Genomic DNA, 20,808 nt, shown 5'->3' with positions numbered 1-20,808 from the left:
CCACGACAGACGCAGCACCAGGCCGGATTATCACATCCCCTGCGGCCGGAGCCAGCGCCCGGCTTGCCTCATGTGCCCGGCCGCGACACTTCCGTCTCCTTGCTGGTGATGAACTCCAGCAGCACCGGGATGCCTTCCCTTGTCTTCTGGATGCCGCGCCTGATCGCGGGGATGATGTCTTCGGGTCTCTCCACCCGTTCGCCATAGCCGCCGAAGGCGCGCGCCATGGCGGCGTAGTCGCCGGAAATATCGGTGGAACGATATTTCTCCGTCGAGATCGGCATCACCTTCAATTCGATCGCCATCGAGAAATTGTTCAGCAGGATCGACATGATCGGGATGCGCTCGCGCACCGCGGTCTCGAAATCCATGCCGGTGAAGCCGATCGCCGCATCGCCCCAGACATTGATGCAGAGCTTGTCGGGCTTTGCGAGCTTGGCGCCCATCGCGAGCCCAAGGCCGTAGCCGAGTTGCGTGGTCTTGCCCCAGCCGAGATAGGTGAGGGGTTGTGTCGACCTCCAGAACGGCGAAAGCTGGTCGCGCGGACTGCCGGCATCATGCGTGATGATGGTGTTGTCGATGTCGACGGTGTGCTGCAGGTCCCACAGCACGCGATAGGGGCTGAGCGGCGCGTCGTTGCTGGTGAGCTTCGGCATCCATTTCGCCAGCCATTCCTTGTGCGAGGCGGCGATCTCGGCAGCGACCGCCGAGGCATCGCGATCCGCAGTGACGGTCTTGCCGATCTCCTCCAGCAGCGCATCGAGCACCAGGCCGGCATCGCCGACGAGGCCGATCTTGGCTTCTACGTCCTTGTTGAGATGATTGGGATCGAGCGTGGAATGGATGATGGTCTTGCCCTTCGGCATCGCGATGCCGAAGTTCGTTTCCGTGAACGAGCAGCCGATGCCGAAGATGACGTCGGCATCAGTAAGGAATTTCGGCACCGCGCGCGGCACCGCAAGGCCGCCGGAGCCGAGCGAGAGCGGATGGGTTTCCGGGAACGCGGATTTTCCGCCGAGGCTGGTGGTGACGGGAATCGCCAGCCGCTCCGCGAGCCGCTTCAACTGCGGCCAGGCCTGCGCGTAATGCACGCCCTGGCCGGCATAGATCACCGCACGCTTGGCGTTGACGAGCAGGCTGGCTGCTTCCTTCACGTGAACAGGGTCGGCGCCATAACGCGTGCGCAGCACCGGCGTGTAGTTCAGCGGCTCCGGCACCTCCTCGTTCCACATGTCGGAGGGAATTTCGACGATCACAGGCCCGCCGCGGCCGTTCTTCAGTTTTGTGAAGGCGCGGCGGAAGATGTTGGCGACTTCAGCCGCGAGGATGATCGGCTCGGAGGATTTCGCGAACGGCTTCATCGCCTCGCTGGAATTGAAGTTCGGCTCGATATGCGCGAGCCGGCGCTGGTAGCCCATCGGCAGCACCAGGACGGGAACGGACTCGCCGAAGCATTGCGCGACGCCGCCCATCGCGTTCTCCGCGCCGGGCCCATGCTGCATGCAGAACGCGCCGATCGAGCGTCCCGACGTCACCCGCGAGATCGCATCCGCCATGTGGATGCCGACGCGCTCCTGCCGCACCATCACCGGGCGGATCTCGGCCTTGGCCGCGTGCTCGATCAGATGGTTGACGGGATAGCCGCAAAGGATCTCGATCCCCTCGCGTCGCATGATTTCCGCAATGGCGGTGCCGAGCTTCATGGCGTCTCTCTCCCCTCTGAGGCTTGGCCGGTTGATCCGGCCGGTTGGGGGAGAGAGGATCAGGAATCCCGGGAAGCGTAAAGCGCGCGCGATGGGCGCGGCGGTAGGCCTGCTATGCACCGCGAGCGTGCACCGGCGCCGCCGAGCGGAAATGGCCGCAGCCGCCCTGCGCCGGCCGCATGCGCTGCAACAGGCGCGATGCGGCAACCAGATCCGGCGTCTCGAAGCCCTCGGCGAACTCGTCGTAAATCGGAGCGAGCAGCCGAACGGCCCTGGGCCTGCGGTCGGTCGCCATCCAGTGTGCGGCGAGGTCGGTGGAGATGCGCAAGGCGAAGGTCATCGCGCCGATGGCGCGGGCTTCGGCGAGCGCCTGCTGCAACCGCTTTTCGGCACGCAGCGGCTCGCCGGCGTGAAGAAGGACCGCTGCGTCGATCCGCTGTAGTTCCGGGCGGCACCAGCGCTCGCCCTGGCGTTCCTGATGGTCGATCGCCCGCGCGATGGCTTCGCGCGCCTCCGCGATCCGCCCCTGTCGCAGATAGGCGCGGGCGAGGACCGCGAGATAGCTGCCGATCCGCATCAGGAAGCGGCATTCGATCAGTTCGTCGATCGCCGCGCGAATATCCTCCACCGCGCGCGGATCGCCGCGCAGGTCGCGAAGGCAGGCGGAGAAGTAGCGCTCGACCGGAACCCAGCGCGAGATGCGTTCACGTTCCAGGTTGCGTCGCAGCCGTTCGGTGAAGTTCTCGAGCGCGTCAAGATTTCCGGTTTCGAGCGCGACGGGAAGTGCGGCAAGCCCGAGTGCGTTCGATTGCGACACCCAATGGCCGCTGCGGTCCGCGGCATCGACGGCGTCGCGGGCCAGCCTCGCCGCGTAGTCGGGCTGCCCTTGCATCCACGCCACGAAGGGCAGGTTGAAGCGGACGGTGATGAACCGGTAGACCTCGTTCGCATCCTTGCGCGAACGGCCTGCGGCCAGCGAATAGGTTGCCGCGAGACGATCCAGCACCGGGCGGCTCTTGCTCAACTCACCTGCGAAGGCGTGGGCCCAGGCCAGCGCACGATCGGCTTCGGACGTTGCCGTCAGGTCGGGGTCCCGGTCAGCCAGCGCGGTGGCCTCCTCGAGATGGGTTATGGCGCGCGGGACCTGACCGATCTGCAACAGGTAAAAGGCAAAGCCCACCAGCGTGCGCTGCCGATACTCGACGTTGCCGGCGCGCCTTGCAAAGCCGATCGCATCGAGCCAGGCAATCTCGTTCTCATTCGACATCTTGCGGGCGTAGAACAGGCTCCATCCAAGGGCACAGGCAAGCTTTGCCTTCGACAGATCGTCGCACGCGACGGTCTTGGCCAAGGCGAGCGCGTCCTCCAGCCGCGCTTGCGCTTCCGACAGGATGAAGGTTTCCGACCACAAGGTGATCGCTGCAACCGTCAGCCTGATTCCGAGGACGGGATCGCCTTCCTCGCTGACGGCCCATGAAAGAGCTGCGCGTAAATCCGCGATGCGTCCAAGGTAGCGCTGTGTCCAGTCGGCCGGCTCGCGCCAGTTCCACTCCTCCTCGGACTGTTCGAACAGCGCAAGCACACGCTCCGCATGGCGGCGCAGCGCCTGGCTGCAGGCCGGATCGGCCTGGCGGCGCTCGGCCGCATAGCGGCGTGTACTGTCAAGCAGCCGGTAGCGAAGGTGCGCTCCGCGGGCCTGCGCGCTCAGGAGCGATTTGGCGACGAGACTGCCGAGGCCGGTGACGACGTCGATCGGCGTGAGCCCTGCCGCTTCCGCGACGAAGACCGCATCCTCGGCGGCAAAGGCGTCGCTGAACACCGACAGCAGGCCGAACAGCCTGGCCTCCTTCTGCGACAGCAGCCGGAAGCTCCAGTCGATCGTCGCCATCAGGGTCTCATGGCGCGGCGGCGTGCCCTCGGCGCTCGGGGCGCGAAAGCCCAGCTCCTGATCGAGCATCGCGACTAGTTCGCGAGGATTGAATCTGCCGATCTGGGCTGCCGCCAGTTCAATGGCCAGCGGAAGGCCGCCGAGCGCGTGGCAGATCGCGGCGACGGCCTCGCAATCATCGTCGACGAACCGGTAGTCCGACCATTCGGCGGCGCGGCGGACGAACAGCTGCACTGCCGGAAACCTGACGGCCTGATCGACGGTGAGGGCGAGGCCGGGCTTGGGTGAGGGCAGCGAGCCAAGCCGCACGACATGCTCGGTGGCGGTGCCGAGCGGTTCCCGGCTCGTCGCCAGCAGCCTGGACGGCGATGTGTCACTCAGGAACCTGCCGGCGAAGATCGTGGCGGCGGGCAGCACATGCTCGCAATTGTCGAGAATGAGCAGCATCTGCCGCGGCCTCAGATAATCGAGGGCCACCGCAAGACCATTGTCCGTATTGCCTCTGATGCCCAGTGCCGTCACCAGCGCCGCGCCGAACAACGTCGGATCGGAAATCGTGGCGAGATCGACGAAGCAGACGCCGTCGCGGCACCGTGGCGCAAACGCCCGGGCGACCGCAACGGCAACCGTCGTCTTGCCGATTCCTCCTGTGCCGGCCAGGGTCACGTGCCTGTTGTCGGCCAACAGATCGGCGATTTCGACGATTTCCGCTTGACGGCCGACGATGCCGCGCAACGAGGGCGGCCTGGACAAGGGAGCCGGTCCGGCGTGCGGGAGATCGTCCTCGATCTCGCCGATGCTGGTCTGCACCTCCGCGATGAACTTGTAGCCGCGGCGCGCCACGGTCGCGATGTAGACGGGCTCGATCTGGGTATCGCCCAGCGAACGCCGCAAGCTCCACATGTTGACCTTGAGATTGCTGTCGTGAAGGAAGGTGCCCGGCCAGGCCGCCGCCATCAGCTCAGTCTTGCTGACCAGCTCGCCGCGGCGCTGCACCAGCAGCTGCAGGAGCTCGAATGCGCGCCCGCCCAATTTGACGGGGCGCCCGTCGAAAAGGAGCAGTTGGCGGCGGGGAACCAATCGAAATGGCCCGAAGCAGTATGTGAGTTCCTGTCGGCGTGTGCCCCGTTGCCGTGTCTCGGTGCCAGCCTGCATTGCTCATTGCCAATCGATCGAACAGATCGTCCGCAAATTATCATGCGCTGCAAACCTGTTGAAGTGAGCGGTTCTGAATTCGCACGATTGCTGCCCGCACTTGCCGGCAGAATGGCTGCGACAAGATCGCTCGTGGGGCTGGCTATTTCTTGGGCACGCCAAGAACCGCCATGTGCATCACTTCGACGCCGCCATCGGCAAGTTCCGGAAGCTTGGCGAACCAGTCCTTCACATAAGGCATGGCGTTATGCGCGTCGAAATCAGCCTGGCTGGCGAAGACCTCGTAGAAGATAAAATGACCGGGCTTGGCGCGGTCTTCCTGGAGAAAATAGACCAGGTTCTTGGGATCGCCGCGAACGAGGTCGATCAGGGGAAGCGTGGCCGCACGCAAAGCGTCTTCCTTCCCGGCCTTGGCGCGCACCTGGGCCACCACCGAATAGGCGCCTTCGGGAATCTCCTGATAGCGCACGCGTGGGGCTTCCTGGGCGACGACCGCTGCCGCCGTCATGGCCGTCGAGGCGGCGAACAGCAGGACGCCAAGCGAGTTGCGGAGCAGAGTTTTCATGACGAAGTCCTTCACATCGAGATCGTGAGCGCTTCGCCGGGCAACCGGCGCCCGCCGGCCGCCCGGCATTTGAGGGATCAGCGCACGATTGTCTGCTGTCGCTTTGCGAGAGCCTCGCTGAAGCGCTGCTTGACGGGGCCGAGCGCCTTGACGAATTCGAGCTGCTCGCCTTCCGGCCCCTTGCAATAGATCAGCTCCCAGCCGTTGGAAGGTTCCGCGGTCACCCGGTTGGTGTTGGCGTTGCGGGGCGCGGCCTTGCGCTCCGCCTCCGTTATAACGCGGATGATGCGGTTCGCTCTCACCTGCGTCATGCCGCGGCGTGCGGATTCGGCTTCGAGGTCGGCAATGAACTTGTTGAAGTCGACGTCGTCGCGAACGTAGAAGCAGATGTGCATCATGCGCGGAAAGGCCGGGCTCATGTGCTCCACCGGCTCGGCAAAGCTCTTTGCACTGCCCATCGGCTGATCGGATTCACGATATTGCAGCAGTTCGAGCACCATGTTGTCGAACTGGATGAAGCGGACATCGAGCCTCTGCGCTCCGCTTCTGAGGTCGGGAACGCCGATCGTCCGCGGATTGACCCCGCGTGCATTCGCCTCGATTTCCTGGTCGGCCAGCAGCGTGTTTTGCACCTCGTCGCCCTGGAAGTCGCCGTGACGGAACACCTCGGCGCCGCCGAGCACTTCCGTATAGAACTGATAGGCCCGCTCCATGTTCTGGACTGTCAGCCCGAAATGCTGGACGCCCTGGAGCCGTGCGCCGAGCGGCGCCTCGTTGCGGTCGGCCGGCGACATGCCGTTGGCGCCCTGCGTCGCGGCCTGCGCGTCTTCTGCCGTGCCGGCGACGAGGCCCGTGACGACGGCCGCGCCGGCGGTCTGGAGCAGGGTGCGGCGGCCCATATCGGTGGCGTTGTCGGCTTCATCTGTCATGTCGCTCTACTTGTTGGTTCGGTGGATCTTGCGTGCGTTGTCCTGCCGGCGGGAGCGGTGCCCGACCGGGATCAATCTGCTGCGCTCGCGACACCTCAGGCGGCGGGAAGCGGTGCTGCGGCGTTGACGAGCCCCTCCGAACGGAGCTCACGCCAGAAATCGGCGGGAATGGCTTCCTCGAGCGCTGCGCGATCCTCGGCGATGCGGCCCGGGCGGCTCGCACCGGGAATGACGGCCGCGACCACGGGGCTGGCGAGCGCGAACTGCAGGCCTGCCGCCTTCATGCTGATGCCGTAGCGGTCCGCGATGGCCTTGATCCGTGCCACCTTGCTGAGGATCTCCGCAGGCGCCGGGGCATATTCGAAGTTCGGGCCGCCGACCAGCGCGCCCGAACTGTAGGGGCCGCCGACGACGATCGCGAGCTCGTGCTCGGCCACCATCGGCATCACTCGCTGAAGCGCCCTTGCGTGGTCGAGCAGCGTGTAGCGGCCCGCGAGCAGGAAGCCGTCGGGGCGCGGCTCTTCGAGCGCGAGCAGCAGCTCGATCGGTTCGACACGGTTGACCCCGAGTCCCCATGCCTTGATCACGCCCTCGTCGCGCAGCCGGTCGAGCGCCCTGAACGCGCCCTTGCGCGCGCTTTCGAACACCGACAGCCACTCGTCGCCGTAAAAATCCTGCGCGACGTCATGCACGAAGGCGATGTCGATGTGGGAGGTGCCGAGCCGCTTCAGGCTGTCCTCGATCGAACGCAGCGTGGCATCGGCGGAGTAATCGTTCACGATCCTGTTCGGACGGCCGTATTTGAAGACGCCGCCCTTCTCGCCGAGGTCGCGTGCGCCGACATCCTCGATCTCGTCCAGGATCAGGCGGCCGACCTTGGTGCTGACCACGTAGTCGTTGCGCGGCCGGCCGGCGAGTGCCGCGCCCAAGCGGATCTCGGCGAGGCCCGCGCCGTAGAACGGCGCGGTGTCGAAGTAGCGGATGCCGTCGTCCCAGGCCGCATTCACCGTTGCGCGCGCTTCCTGCTCGGGGATGTCGCGGAACATGTTGCCGAGCGGCGCGGCGCCGAAGCCAAGCTTGCCCGGCAGAATAGTCTTGAGGGCCATGTTGCGAATCCTTGCGTGTGACGGCCGTGGGACCGATCTCAGTCGGTTGCTGAGGTGTCAGCGCTTCTGATGAAGGCAGCGACCTCGCGTGGATGCGCCAGCATCACCGCGTGGCTGCTTTTGATCTCCGTCACCTTCGCGCCCGAGCGCTTGGCCATGGAGCGCAGTAAGCTCGGAGGGATAATGTGATCCTCCATCGTCACCATGTAATGGGTCGGCTTCGTCTTCCAGGCCACGCGCTCGACCTTGGTCTGCACCGCCTGCAATCCAAACGGCAATTGCGCCGAAGCCATGAAGCGGGCCGTTGCGGCATCGACGCCGGCGGCGAACGCGGTCGGGAATTTATCGTGGTCGACGAAGAGATAATTGCCCTCCTTGACCAGCGGACCCGCGTGCTCGCCGGCCGGCACGGGTATTTCCGACAGCGTGCTGACCGACTCCCCGGCCTCGGGCGCATATGCGGCGAGATAGACGAGGCTGCGAACCTTAGGGTTGTCGCCGGCTTCGGTGATGACCATTCCACCATAGGAGTGCCCGACGAGAATCACCGGATGCCGCGCCTTGGCGATCACACGCTCGGTCTCCGCGACGTCGTCACGCAGCGAGATCGTCGGCTGCTGGACGACGAGCACCTCATAGCCGGCCTTCGACAGAATGTCGTAGGTGTCCTTCCAGCCCGATCCGTCGACGAAGGCGCCGTGGACAAGGACGATAGATACGGTCTTCTCGGCCGAGACCGCGGGGGCGGCCGTCGCGATCGACATTGCGGCAAGCATAGTGATGAGCGTCTTCATAACAGGCTCCGATCTTCGATACGGCGACATTGCCGTTGACGAGCCTTTCACTAGCGCAGGCGCACACTGCGGTATTTCCGATTCATGCGCGATGACGGACGCATCTTGCTCATCCGCGGCGGGATCGGCTCTTCAACGCAATCGAGCGCGTTGTCCAAGCCTTTGCGTTGTCTGCCTTTTACCTCTTTTAACCGCGCCGGGTCTGGACTTCACAATCGCCGCTTGTGAGAAAGTTCGCATCGGCGTGGCAGCGGCCGGGGCTGCAACTCACCACCGGATGGAATGATCGCGCGTTCGCGATACGGGGCCGGGATTCGCCGCAACAAAGCGGAGGTCGTGATGGCGCTCGTGACGCATGGAGATCAGAAGTACAAGAACAGCGAGAAGCTCGCTGCGACCAGCGACTGGCCGGGGCTGAGCATCGAGCATCGCAAGTTCGAGGCCGGGCGGCAGGCGACGCCCGTTCCGATCTGTACGGAAATCGTCGTGGTGCTGTCGGGCGGCGGCATGGTGTGCCGGATCGGCAACGGCGAAGTGCAGAAGAGCTTCGCCCGGCCGGGCATGAGCTACCTCGTCCCCGTGGGGACGCAAGAGAGCCATCTCGAGTTGTCGGACCGGATGGAATGCCTTCATCTCTATCTTCCGCCTGCGCTGCTGAACCAGAGCGCGCTTGCGGACTTCGACATCGATCCGGCGAAGGTGGAGATCGCCTACGCCCATGGTCTGTCGGACCAGGTGCTCTTCCACATCTGCTCGCCGCTTCGCGACCTGCTGCATCGTCCGCGCCAGCCGACCGACGCGCTGTTCGTGGAGGGAATCCAGGTCGCGCTCGCCGCGCATCTTCTCGGCAATTACACGATCGACCGCTGGCGCGCGCCCGATAAAGCGCCGTCGCTCGATCCGAGGCGCCTGCAGCGCGTGCTGGACTATATCGAGACTTCTCTTGCCAGCGATATCAGGCTCGAGGATCTCGCAGCCCAGGCTTGCCTCAGCCCCTATCATTTCTCCCGGCTGTTTCGCGAGGCGACCGGATTGTCACCGCACCGTTACGTGACCGATCGCCGTGTCCAGGCGGCGCGGCAGGAACTCGCGCGCGACCGCTTGTCCCTGGTCGAGATCGCGCTGGCGTTCGGTTTCGGCTCGCAGGCCAATTTCACCCGCGTGTTCCGCAAGGCCGCAAGTCTCACGCCGGGGCAGTATCGCGAATTGTGCTGCGGGGAGGCCGAGCTGCAGAGCGATCGTTCCGATGCGGCATTCCGCAGGGATTGCGCATGATTCCGCAGGAATCGGGAATACGGCTCGGCCTCGATCAGGCAGTGCTGATGTGCCGACCAGATCCGTCAGGAGACATATCGACATGATCGAGCTCACGGTGAACGGGATCAAGCGCAGCGTCGACGTTGTTCCCGAGATGCCACTGCTGTGGGTGTTGCGTGACGAGCTCGGCATCACCAGTGCCAAATACGGCTGCGGGGTCGCGCAATGCGGCGCCTGCACCGTCCACATCGACGGCAAGGCGGTGCGGTCCTGTCAGGCGCATATCGGCGAGGTCGCCGGCAAGTCGATCGTCACGCTGGAAGGCATCGACAAGAAGGAGCAGCACCCGGTGGTCCAGGCCTGGATCGAGCATCAGGTTCCGCAATGTGGCTACTGCCAGACCGGCCAGATCATGCAGGCCATCTCGCTGCTCACAAAGATATCCAAACCGACGGACGAGCAGATCAATCAGGTGATGTCGGGAAATCTCTGTCGCTGCGGCACCTATCCGCGCATCCGCGCGGCGATCCATGCGGCCGCAGCCAAGAAAATGGCGGAGAAGTGACATGGGCCATATCCAGGACCTTTCGCGCCGCGCGTTTGTCTTCGGCTCCGCCGCGATGGCCGGCGGAATCGCCTTCGGCTTCTACAGTGGTGCTGAGGCGGCCGCGCCGACCGCCAGTGACAATCCTCTGACGGCCGGCCTCGGGCCGAATTCCGTGACCTTCAATCCCTGGGTCGAGATCAGCCCGGACAAGATCACGCTGATCGCCCAGCACGCCGACATCGGTCAGGGCGTCGGCTCGGTGCAGCCGATCATGATCGCCGAGGAGATGGACCTCGATCCCGGCCAGTTCGAAGTTCGCTTCGCAGGCCCCAGTCCCGCCTATTTCAACACCGGCTTCAAGGAAGAGCTGGCGCCGTTCCTCGCCTCGGATCAGAGCCCCGCGGCCGAAGCGGGTCGCGCCGCGGCGCTGGAAGGTCTTCGCAAGTCCGGCATGCAGATGACGGGCGGCTCGAGCACGATTCCCGACACCTATGAGAAGCTGCGCAAGGCCGGCGCCGTCGCGCGTGAGACGCTGAAGGCCGCTGCCGCCAAGCGTTCGGGCGTCGCGGTGGCCGACATCCGCACCCGATCCGGGCACGTGATCCTCCCCGACGGCAAGAAGTTTCCCTATGTCGAGCTCGCGGCGGACGCCGCGAAGATTCCCCCGGTGCTCGACGCGCAGACGCGCGATCCCGCCACCTGGCGCTTGATCGGCAAGCCGATGATGCGCCTTGACGTGCGCGCCAAGGTTCTGGGCGAGTTGAAGTTCGGCATCGACATGAAGATGGAGGGTATGCTGTACGCCTCCGTCAAGCTGAACCCCAACAAGGGGCAGCCGATGAAATCCTACGACGCGGGCAAGGCGCAATCGATGCCGGGGGTGAAGAAGATCCTCGAAATCAACAATGGCGTTGCCGTGATCGCCACCAACAGCTGGTACGCGATGAGGGCCGCCGATGCGATCAGATGCGAGTGGGCGCCGTCAGTGTACCCCGCCGAGCAGGCCGACCATTGGAAGGTGCTGCAATCCTCGTTCAAGCCGGAGTTCCTGGGCAAGGAATGGCGCAAGATCGGCGATGTCGAAGCCGGGTTGAAGACGGGCACGCGCATCGAGGCGGAGTATCGCGCGCCCTACGTCGCCCATCAGCCGCTCGAGCCGCTCAACGGTATCGGCCTCGTCACCGACAAGGGCATGGAAATCTGGGTCGGCCACCAGAGCCCGCAATTCGTGCAATACGTCGCGGCGACCGCGATCGGCCTGAAGCCGGAACAGGTCACCTTCCACAATCAGTGGACCGGCGGAAGTTTCGGCCACCGTCTCGAATACGAGAACGTCCGCGTTCTCGCCGAGATCGCCAACCAGATGAAGGGCACGCCGATCAAGCTGGTGTTCTCGCGCGAGGAGGATTTCCTCCAGGACATTCCGCGGCAGATCGCGCTCGCCCGGTACAGCGGCAGCATCGACAAGGGCAAGATCGTCGCGGCCGATCTGCAGCTTGCTTCGACGGCGCCGTTCAAGGGGCTGCTCGAACGTTCGGGCGCCCCCTCGAAGGATCCCGACCCGCAATTGGCGGCCGGCCTCTGGAACGTCTACTACGATATCCCCAATTTCCGGGCTACGACCTACGAGGCGCAAGGATTGTCGCCGAGCACCACATGGCGGTCGGTCGGCGCCTCGACGGGTGGCTTCTTCACCGAGAGCTTCATCGACGAATTGATCCATGCGGCGGGACTCGATCCGATGAAGGCGCGGATCGAGATGTGCGCCGTGCCACACTACCGCAAGCTGCTGGAGACAGTCGCGGAGATGTCGGACTGGAAGGGACCGCTCGGCAACGGCCGAGGCCGGGGCGTTGCCTTCGTCGAGTCCTTCGGCACACCGGTTGCCGAAGTCGTCGAGGTCACAAAGACCGACCGGGGCATCAGGATCGACAGGGTCTGGGCCGCGGTCGACGTCGGCAAGGTGATCGACCCCGTCAATTTCGAGAACCAGGTGCAGGGCGGGATCGTCTGGGGCCTCGGCCACGCCATCAACTGCGAACTCACTTACGCGAAGGGCGCGGTTCAGCAGACCAACTACAACCACCACGAGGCCATGCGCATCTACCAATGTCCGGTGATCGAAGTTCGCGGGCTCGAGAACGATCCCAAGGTGAGGGGCGTCGGCGAGCCGCCCGTTCCGCCGGCAGCGCCCGCGCTTGCCAACGCGATCTTCGCCGCGACCGGGCTGCGCATCCGCGAAATGCCCTTCAACAAGTTCGTCGATTTCGTGTGAGCAAGGCCATGAAGAGATCTCTGATTGCGCTCGTCCTCGCGGGGGCGACTATAGCCGCCGTCACCGGCATCGTCGCGGCCAAGGACGAGGCCGCCAAAGACCTGCTGCCGCCCGGCAGCGTCAGCCGCGTCGAGGGGCTGGAGGCCTGGAAGCGGATCGAAGCCGTGGTGACGCATCCGCGGTGTGCCAATTGCCACGTCGATGCCAAGGCCATTCCGATCTGGACGCCGGCAGGCGAAACCAAGCCCCGCGTGCACGGCATGAACATCCATGGCGGCGAGAGCCGCATCGGCGCGGAGGCGATCCCGTGCTCGACCTGTCACATGACCTCCACCCAGGCGAACGAGCCTGCGCCGGCGCCGCCGCGCGCCGGCATCGACTGGCAGCTTGCCCCGGTGGCCTTCATCTGGTTCGGCAAGAGCGGGCCGGAGATTTGCGCGCAGCTGAAGGATCCCAAGCGCAATGGCGGCCGCGACGCCGCCGGCCTCGTCGAGCATTTGCGGCACGATGCCTCGCTGAACGGCTTCATTCCGCGGGGCTGGGCGCCCGGAGAGGGACGTTCGACGCCGCCCGGCACGTTCGAGGATCACGTCAAGGACATGGCCCGGTGGGGAGCAGCTGGGCAACCCTGTCCGAATTGAACGTTCTCCGCGTCGCGCCGGCGCGATCCCACCTAGCTCCTTCGAAAGGAAGAAACCGTGACCCAACATGTCCTCTTCATCGTCACCAACGCAGCGGTGATCGGCCCGCACAGTCGCAAGACCGGCTTCTTTTTCGCCGAGGTCGCCCATCCTTTCGACGTGCTCGACAAGGCCGGAGTCGCGGTCGAGTTCGCGTCTCCGGCTGGGGGATGGACGCCGTACGATGCGTATGACGAGAAGGATCCCGCCCAGAAGGAGTTTCTCGCGAGCAAGGCCTTTCGTCGCCTCAATCACAGTCGCAGATTGTCCGAGGTGGACGCTGCCGACTACGACGCCATCCTGGTGCCCGGCGGTCTCGGGCCCATGGTGGACATCCAGCGCAATGTAACGGTCCAGAGTGCCGTCGTGCGCGCCTGGACCACCGGCAAGCTCGTCGCCGCTGTGTGTCACGGGCCGTGCGCGCTGCTGGGCGTCAACCTCGGCGACGGCACGCCGTTCGTGCGCGGCAAGAAGCTCACGTCCTTCTCGAAGAAGGAAGAGTACGATTACGCCCGCGATGACGTGCCTTACGAGCTCGAGGACGCGTTGAGGGCAGAGGGCGCCGAGTATTCGTCGGCAGCCAATTGGCAGCCTCACGTCGTCGTCGACGGCCGGCTCATCACGGGGCAGAACCCCGCTTCGGCCGGACCGCTGGGAAAAGAGTTGCTATCCGCCCTCAAGGACCGCTGACGCGAAAATCTGAAACTTGGGGAGCGGGTGCAATTGATCGGCCGGACCCGCTGCCCGGACGTCGCTGCGCGCGATCCGGGCCACGAGCTTGCGAGCTGCCAGAGCCGCAGTTGGGCTGGCCGGCCAACAAACGTCCTATTTGCAGTTCTGGCAGATCATCAGCTTTCGCTTCAACGCCCCATCTTCCCGCTCGAGGACATCTGCATCCGGATCGGACCTGGCGTCCTTTGCGGCGCGTGACCTCATTGGCGGCGCCACCTGGTGCGGGGCGTCATTGTCATCGACGCTGCCGACGCTGAAGCCGTCATAGTCGGCGGCGGGATTCGGTATCGCCTGAGACCCGCCTATCGTGGGCACCGAGGTCTCTCTGCGGGACGTCGCTGGCGGAGCTCTGTTTGTCGTCACCCGTGCGGGCTTGGTGGCACTCGGGCGCGGCGGCGATGCATCGGGCGGAGCAAGCGAAACCGGCGGGGCGTTCGAAGTCTGGCTTCTCGCGCTGTCATGCGACCATGCGACGACAAACATGAGGCCGAGAGCCAGGAGCGTCACGCTTCTCATCCGCATTCCTTCGGCAGCTCGGGTTCAACGATGGATGGCATGGCCCCGCCGAACCACGACGCGGACAGAGTATCAGGACCAGCATGGCCGTCAAAGCGTCATGGCCCGGACAGCACGCTGCGCCGTCCGGGCTGTATTCGATTGCGTTACCCGCAGGTCAGCGGGCCGGCGCCGGGCGAAGCGCGCCTCGCCGGCTCAGACCAGCGTGCCCGAATGGAAGCTTGCATGCGCGAGCAACGACTGGATCACGACGTTGTCTCCGGGCCCACCATCCAGCACGTCGAGGCCGCCACCGCCGATCAGCACGTCATCGCCAAGTCCGCCGAGCAGCGTGTCGTTCCCGGCGCTGCCGATCAACACGTCGTCGCCGGCACCGCCGTCGAAGACGAGATGCGGCCCGCCCGGGCCGACGCCCGAGGCCTCGATCACGTCGTCGCCGCCGAGGCCGTTGATGGTGATGGTGTCGTTGAAGTCGAAGTTCTCGATCACGACCTGGCTGGCGAGGCCGTCGATCACCAGCGCGCCGTTGCTGTTGAGCGACAGCGTGATGACGTCGTCGCCGCCGGTGCCGTTGATCACGATGTTGTCGACCGCGCCGTCGCCGCCGGGGTTGCCGGGGTTTGCGCCGAGGTCGATCTTCACCTGCGTGACGTCGGTGCCGGTCATGTCGCCGACGGTGATCTTGTCGGCGCCGCCGCGGGCATTGAACGCGATCGTCTCGACGCCGTGCGTGTCCATCGTGATGTTCGCGACGTCGCGCGTCAGATCGGCGCGGGAGCCGTTGGCAAAGATGTTGATGTTTTCGGCGATGTTGGCGCCGTTGAACAACAGCGTGTCGCTGCCGGCCTGGCCCTCGACCGTGTCGTTGTCGTCACCGGGATTCCAGACGAATGTGTCGTTGCCCGCCCCCATCAGCGCGACGTCGTTGCCGTCGCCGCCGTTGATGAGGTCGTCGCCCTGGCTGCCGCGGATGGTGTCGTTGCCGATGCCGCCGTTGACCGTCAGCTGCAGCACGCCGGCAGCAAGGCCGCTGGCGTCGATGACGTCGTCGCCGGAAAGGCCGTTGAGCGTCAGCTGATCGGTCCCGTCCATGGAAGTCAGGTGGGTGGCCGCATGCAGGCCGAACACCGTCACGCCGCCGGCATTGCCGCTGACGCCGAACGTGTCGGCGCCCTGGGTGGCATCGACTGAGACCGTATCGACGGCGCCGTCGGGCGTTCCGGTCGAGCCGCCGAGGTCGATGTTCACCTGCGTCAATTCGGTCCCGCTCAGATCGCCCACGGTGAAATGGTCGGAGCCGCCCAGCGCATGGAGATCGACATGCTCGACCCCGTGCAGGTCCATCGTGATGTTGGCGACGTCGCGCGTCAGCAGGGCGCGATCGCCGTTCGCCACGACGGACATGTTTTCCGCAATGTTCGCGCCGAAGAACCGCAGCGTGTCGACGCCATCGCCGCCCTCGACGGTGTCGCTGCCGTCGCCGGGATTCCATTGAAAGACGTCAGTCCCGGCGCCGAGCAGCGCAACGTCGTTGCCGCGGCCGCCAACGACGACATCATTGCCGTCGCCGCCGATCAACGTGTCGTTGCCGGCGCTGCCGGTGATCGTGTCATTGCCGGCGCCGCCATCGATGGTCAGGTGCACGATCCCTGCGGCAAGCGCGGCCGCCGAGATCGTGTCGTTGCCGCCGAGGCTCTCGACGAGAAGCGCATCGTTGGCGCCTTCTGCATTGGTGATGGCCACGGAAGCCGGCAGTCCCGTGACCGCCACCGACGTGCCCGTGCCGGATATCTCGATCGCATTGCTGCCGTTGGTGCCGAGCAGCGTCACGGTGTCGGAAGCGCCGTCGCCGGCGCCGTTCGACCCGAGATCGATATTGACCTGCCTGACGTCGGTGCCAGCCAGGTTGTTGACGACGATGTTGTCGCTGCCGCCCTGGGCATTGATCGTGACAGTTTCAATGCCATCGAGGTCCATCGTGATGTTGGCGACATTGCGGGTGAGCAGCGCGTGGCCGCCATTGGCCGCGGAGAGGGTGATGTCCTCGCTGATGTTCGAGCCGTTGAACAGCAATGTATCGGTTCCGGCCTGTCCGTCGACCCTGTCGCTGCCGTCGCCAGGGTCCCACTGGAAGGTATCGTTGCCGGCGCCGAGCAATGCGGTGTCGTTGCCCTGATTGCCGTCGACGAAGTCGTTGCCGTCGCCGCCGAGCAGAAGGTCCGCGCCGTTGCCGCCGAGGATGGTGTCGTTGCCGGCGCCGCCGTCGAGGGTCAGACTGATGAGCGCGGCGAGATTGCCCGTTGCGGTGATGACGTCGTCGCCGCCTCCGGCATGAACGACGAGGTTCTCGGTGGTGCCGATGTCCAGCGAGAATGGCGCCGGGTCGACCCGGTCGAAGCGCACGCGCGTGCCGTTGGCCGTGATGGCAAAGGTCTCGCTGCCGTTGCCGCCATTCACCTCCGCGGTGTCGATGCCTTCGCCGCCTTCCATCAAGTCGCTGTCGTCACCGGGGTTCCAGATCATGCGGTCGTTGCCGGCTTCGCCGAACATCTGGTCGTTGCCGTCGCCGCCGACCAGAACGTCGTTGCCGGAGCCTCCGAACAGCAGGTCGTTGCCGCCCTTGCCGAACAGCGTGTCGTTGCCGGACTGGCCGAACAGCATGTCGCCGCCGGATCCGCCGGTCAGCGTATCGTTGCCGGCACCGCCGAACAGGTTGGCGGCGGGCATCGCGCCGTTGCTTTCGTCGATGGTGATGACGTCATTGCCGTCGAGGCCGAAGGCCTGAATCAATTTGGTATTGGCGACCGTGGCGGGGCCGCCTTTGACCGCGACCGCGCCATGGTTGACGATGATCGTCCCGGCCGCGCTTCGGCCCAGTGTGACCGTGTTGTTGTGGGCGTTGCCAAAAACGGTGAGAATTCCGGCGGAAAAATTCGCTGTGACAGCCATATGCGCTTCTCGCTCTGCGTGATCGAAATAGGCCGTGCGGCGGTACCGTGACGCTTTTCGCGATGCCGGGCGGACGGCAGACGGTCTCGTCTGTAGGCCGGGATGCCGGTTCCGGCTTCGCTGAAGTCTTCGGACAGGCTCCTGTTTTCCTTGAGAACCGCTTGATTCTGGGGAGGACGTGGCAAGACGGTCGTTCACGCCGCCGTGTTCGCCGCGGCTCGGCCGATGCCACCTACCATCCGTTGTGTCGCCCGACAGGCAAAACACGCCAGCACTGGGTCGATAGCCCCAGGCAAAAATATTCGAATTTACAGAAGTTCGGTTTTGCCGTACAAGCTGCGCCATCCCGCCCGCCACAAGGGGCGTTTCGCGATCGTCACGAGACGCGGGCCGGGATGCGGTGGCCGCGACGGCGTCGGCGCGCAATGTGGTTGCAGGGCGGGAGACCGTGAGCAGCGACGGGCGCGATACGACACGGCGTCGACAGCGTCTTCGAATGGCCTCGACGGTGAGCGCACGCCAGCCGTGGAGAACCCAGCGAGGATGTGCGCGGACGGAGAAGTCGTGTGGTCCTGACGCCCGGGGTCTGTGCGTCAAGTCCTGCGGGGATGTGGCGGCCAACCGGCACCGCATCCGAAATCCGCAAGGCGACGGGGGCAATAGTGCATCGCTCCCCGGGGAGAGCACGAAGGACACCGTGAAAACCATCGCGCAGGGAAGGCCGGGCGACCGGCACACCTGTCGTCCAACCCCGTGCGCGTTTTTCGCACGCGGGACTTCGGGTGCCAGCCGGCGCCCGGCCTTCCCTGCGCCCTTGCTTTCAAAGGGTGCGAGACCAAAGCAAAGCTCGGGCGAAACACGCCGCGAGAATAGGCAGTCATGTCCATCGCTCAACAACAGTCTCGTGCCCCGGACGCAGCGCAGCGCGCCCCCGGCGATGCGAAGCATCGTCCGGTGCCGCGTGGTGCGCTGCAGAGCCGGGGCCCATGCGTGAGCGGAACATGAAGCCTGCTGGGTCCCGGCTCTGCGCAGCAGCGTAAGAACGCTGCAGCGCGTCCGGGACACGAGAGAGGCGCGTTAGGGCGATGTCGTGTCTCCGTCATTGCAAGGAGCTCCTGCGACGAAGCAATCCAGGGTCTGATCGCCGAGGGATTTTGGATTGCTTCGCTGCACTCGCAATGACGGAGTCCAATTTGCCGTCACGACTTTACCGCGCACGCCATACGGCTTGCTGCGAACGAGAAGCGGCTGCAACATTGGTGCGATCAAGGCTGCCGGCGCGCGACCGCGAACGGCTTTGGCATTGCAAGCCACACGTCGACCATCCAGCGGTTGAGGTTGCTTTGCGGTCTCCCGCACAGGATGGGTTTTTGCCGGAAACCGTCATCCAAAAGCGATTCCATCGATCGGATCGATGCTCTCTCTTTAGGCAAATTAAATGCTTCGGCGCTTACCTGAAGTTCACAGGTTCGATTTTTGCGAATGCCATTTTGGAGGCTCCCATGCGGACCAACCTTCCGGTCACGACCACCGAATATCCGATTACCGACGAAACCCTGATCGTTTCCCACACTGATACGAAAGGGAAGCTGACCTACTTCAACGATCAGTTCGTGGAAGCGGCCGGGTTTTCGGAGGCCGAGTTGATGGGGCAGCCGCACAACATCATCCGTCATCCGGATATGCCGCCCGTCGCCTTCGAAAATCTGTGGGCGACGCTTAAGCAGGGCAAGCCCTGGTCGGGCGCCGTGAAGAACCGGCGCAAGAACGGTGACTTCTACTGGGTGCTGGCGACCGCCTCTCCGATTCGGCAGAACGGACAGGTCGTCGGATACAGCTCCATCCGTACCAAGCTGCCCGCCGACCTACGTGCCGAGGCGGAGCAGGTGTATGCGATGATTCGCGAGAACAAGCCGCACAATTACAGGCTGGATGCCGGCATGATTCGCCGACGTTCGCCGCTTGATCGATTGTCCATCTTCACCGGCACGCTCAACGCGCGCCTGGTCACCCTCGTCACCATCCTGTCGTTGTTCCTGCTGGTGATCGGCGCCATGGGCCTGCAGGGGACGCGCCAGAGCAATTCGCGGCTGCAATCGATCTACGAAGACCGTGCGGTGCCGCTGGCGCAGCTCTTCGAGATCAATGACCGGATGAGGGACAACACGGTGCTGCTGTTCGAGGCGGCCACCAATGGACGGGCCGGGAAGCCGGTCGAAGGGATCGCAGCCAAGGTGAATGCCAATTTGGAGAAGGTCGGGAAGGCCTGGGCCGACTACATGGCGACTTACCTGACACCGGAAGAGAGAAGCGTTGCCGACAGCTTCACGCCCAGGCGCATGAATTATGTCGAGCAAGGACTGAAGCCGGCGCTGTCGCTCTCTGCCGAGCGCAAGTACGAGGAGCTGGCCACCTTGCTGGCCGGGCGGGCGCGCGAATTGTACGAGGCGGCGAAGACGGATCTCGACAAGCTCGTGGCGATCCAGGTCAAGGAAGCCAAGGCGGAATATGATGCGGCCGAACACGAATATGGCTGGCTGGTCGGCGGTGCGCTGGCCCTCCTGTTGGCGAGCATCGCCATCGGCGGGCTGGTGAGTCGGCAGACGATCCGTGCCATCGTCCGGCCGCTTCGGCGCCTGAACGATGCGATGCTCAGCATCAACCAGGCCAAGCTCGACAACCGCATCGTCGTCGAACGCGACGACGAACTCGGCGAGGCTCTGCGAAATCTACAGACGTTGCAGGCCATCGTTCGATTCGATCGCGACGAGCTGAAGGCGACGGAGAAGCGTGCGGCTGCCCAGCGCAAGGTGGAGATGATCAAGCTCGCCGGCAATTTCGAGAGCGCGGTGGGCGAGATCATCGAAACCGTCTCGTCGGCCTCGACGGAGCTGGAGGCCTCGGCGAACACGCTGACCTCGACCGCCGAGCGTGGAGAGAGGCTTGCGACGATGGTTGCGGCGGCTTCCGAAGAGGCCTCGACCAACGTGCAATCCGTCGCGAGTGCGACGGAAGAGCTGTCATCTTCCGTCAACGAGATCGGCCGCCAGGTTCAGGAATCTGCGCGGATAGCCAACGAGGCGGTCGAGCAGGCCCGCATCACCGACCAGAAAGTCGGTGAGCTCTCGATGGCAGCGGCGCGGATCGGCGACGTAGTGGAGCTCATCAACACGATCGCGGGCCAGACCAATCTGCTCGCATTGAACGCGACGATCGAGGCCGCGCGGGCCGGCGAGGCCGGCCGCGGCTTTGCCGTCGTCGCCTCCGAAGTGAAGGCTCTTGCCGAACAGACCGCCAAGGCCACCGGTGAGATTTCCCAGCAGATTTCCGGCATTCAGGGGGCCACTCAGGATTCGGTCAATGCCATCAAGATGATCGGCACCACGATCAAGTCCTTGTCGGAGATCTCGTCGACCATCGCGGCGGCGGTCGAGGAGCAGGGCGCCGCGACCCAGGAGATTGCGCGCAACGTCCAGCAGGCCGCGCAAGGCACGCACCAGGTCTCGTCGAACATCGCCGACGTCCAGCGTGGCGCGACCGAAACTGGCTCGGCCTCGGCGCAGGTGCTCGATGCGGCGCAAGCGCTTTCGAGCGACAGCAACCGGCTGCGTACGGAGGTCGATCGCTTTCTCGACAGTGTCAGGGCGGCCTGAGCGAATGATGAGAGCGCATGTCCGTGTCCTGCCCGCGGACCATGCCGATCTGCAACAAG

At 64.8% G+C, this 20,808-nt stretch carries 13 protein-coding genes; 6 read left to right on the top strand and 7 right to left on the bottom strand.

Translation table 11 applies throughout. The features are described from left to right. Positions 1–68 precede the first annotated feature (68 nt). The 6 genes from TSA1_RS18850 to TSA1_RS18825 form a co-directional block, all read right to left on the bottom strand. Positions 69–1,739, bottom strand: a complete 1,671-nt coding sequence (locus TSA1_RS18850) for a thiamine pyrophosphate-requiring protein (RefSeq protein WP_283814405.1) — start codon at positions 1,737–1,739, stop codon at positions 69–71. 76 nt (positions 1,740–1,815) lie between these two features. Continuing rightward, entirely contained in the window at positions 1,816–4,746 is a 2,931-nt protein-coding gene (locus TSA1_RS18845) for an ATP-binding protein (protein ID WP_100177657.1), read from the bottom strand. A 142-nt stretch (positions 4,747–4,888) separates the two neighbouring features. Further along, positions 4,889–5,311, bottom strand: coding sequence for a putative quinol monooxygenase (locus TSA1_RS18840; RefSeq protein WP_245448345.1), 423 nt, complete (start codon positions 5,309–5,311; stop codon positions 4,889–4,891). Positions 5,312–5,388: 77 nt separating this feature from the next. Next, a complete protein-coding gene (locus TSA1_RS18835; RefSeq protein ID WP_100177656.1) occupies positions 5,389–6,240 on the bottom strand; it encodes a VOC family protein in 852 nt (283 codons plus the stop codon). A gap of 95 nt (positions 6,241–6,335) precedes the next feature. Then, the gene (locus TSA1_RS18830; RefSeq protein WP_100177655.1) at positions 6,336–7,346 is read right to left on the bottom strand and encodes an aldo/keto reductase; all 1,011 of its coding nucleotides are present in this window, start codon (positions 7,344–7,346) and stop codon (positions 6,336–6,338) included. A 38-nt stretch (positions 7,347–7,384) separates the two neighbouring features. Continuing rightward, positions 7,385–8,140: an alpha/beta fold hydrolase gene (locus TSA1_RS18825; RefSeq protein WP_174718970.1), complete on the bottom strand. Its 756-nt coding sequence runs from the start codon at positions 8,138–8,140 to the stop codon at positions 7,385–7,387. Positions 8,141–8,479: 339 nt separating this feature from the next. Between TSA1_RS18825 and TSA1_RS18820 the strand changes: the two genes are divergently transcribed. The 5 genes from TSA1_RS18820 (at position 8,480) to TSA1_RS18800 (ending at position 13,589) form a co-directional block, all read left to right on the top strand. Next, positions 8,480–9,415, top strand: coding sequence for a helix-turn-helix domain-containing protein (locus TSA1_RS18820; RefSeq protein ID WP_100181209.1), 936 nt, complete (start codon positions 8,480–8,482; stop codon positions 9,413–9,415). A gap of 82 nt (positions 9,416–9,497) precedes the next feature. Further along, positions 9,498–9,962 (top strand): (2Fe-2S)-binding protein, encoded by a 465-nt coding sequence (locus TSA1_RS18815; protein WP_100177654.1) that lies wholly within the window; start codon positions 9,498–9,500, stop codon positions 9,960–9,962. 1 nt (position 9,963) lies between these two features. Continuing rightward, positions 9,964–12,219, top strand: coding sequence for a xanthine dehydrogenase family protein molybdopterin-binding subunit (locus TSA1_RS18810; RefSeq protein ID WP_100177653.1), 2,256 nt, complete (start codon positions 9,964–9,966; stop codon positions 12,217–12,219). A gap of 8 nt (positions 12,220–12,227) precedes the next feature. Beyond that, a complete protein-coding gene (locus tag TSA1_RS18805) occupies positions 12,228–12,860 on the top strand; it encodes a hypothetical protein (RefSeq protein WP_100181208.1) in 633 nt (210 codons plus the stop codon). Positions 12,861–12,917: 57 nt separating this feature from the next. Then, a complete protein-coding gene (locus TSA1_RS18800; protein WP_100177652.1) occupies positions 12,918–13,589 on the top strand; it encodes a type 1 glutamine amidotransferase domain-containing protein in 672 nt (223 codons plus the stop codon). Positions 13,590–14,342: 753 nt separating this feature from the next. On the opposite strand, the gene TSA1_RS18790 is transcribed toward TSA1_RS18800, so the two are convergent. Beyond that, on the bottom strand, positions 14,343–17,096 hold the full coding sequence (locus TSA1_RS18790; protein WP_100177650.1) for a beta strand repeat-containing protein: 2,754 nt from the start codon (positions 17,094–17,096) through the stop codon (positions 14,343–14,345). 1,502 nt (positions 17,097–18,598) lie between these two features. Between TSA1_RS18790 and TSA1_RS18785 the strand changes: the two genes are divergently transcribed. After that, positions 18,599–20,749 carry a methyl-accepting chemotaxis protein gene (locus tag TSA1_RS18785; protein ID WP_100177649.1) on the top strand — a complete coding sequence of 717 codons (2,151 nt, stop codon included), beginning with the start codon at positions 18,599–18,601 and terminating at the stop codon, positions 20,747–20,749. Positions 20,750–20,808 lie beyond the last annotated feature (59 nt).

Origin of the sequence: Bradyrhizobium nitroreducens (assembly GCF_002776695.1) — a bacterium.
Taxonomy (GTDB): Bacteria; Pseudomonadota; Alphaproteobacteria; order Rhizobiales; family Xanthobacteraceae; genus Bradyrhizobium; species Bradyrhizobium nitroreducens.
This window is presented reverse-complemented; position numbering and strand designations above follow the sequence as displayed.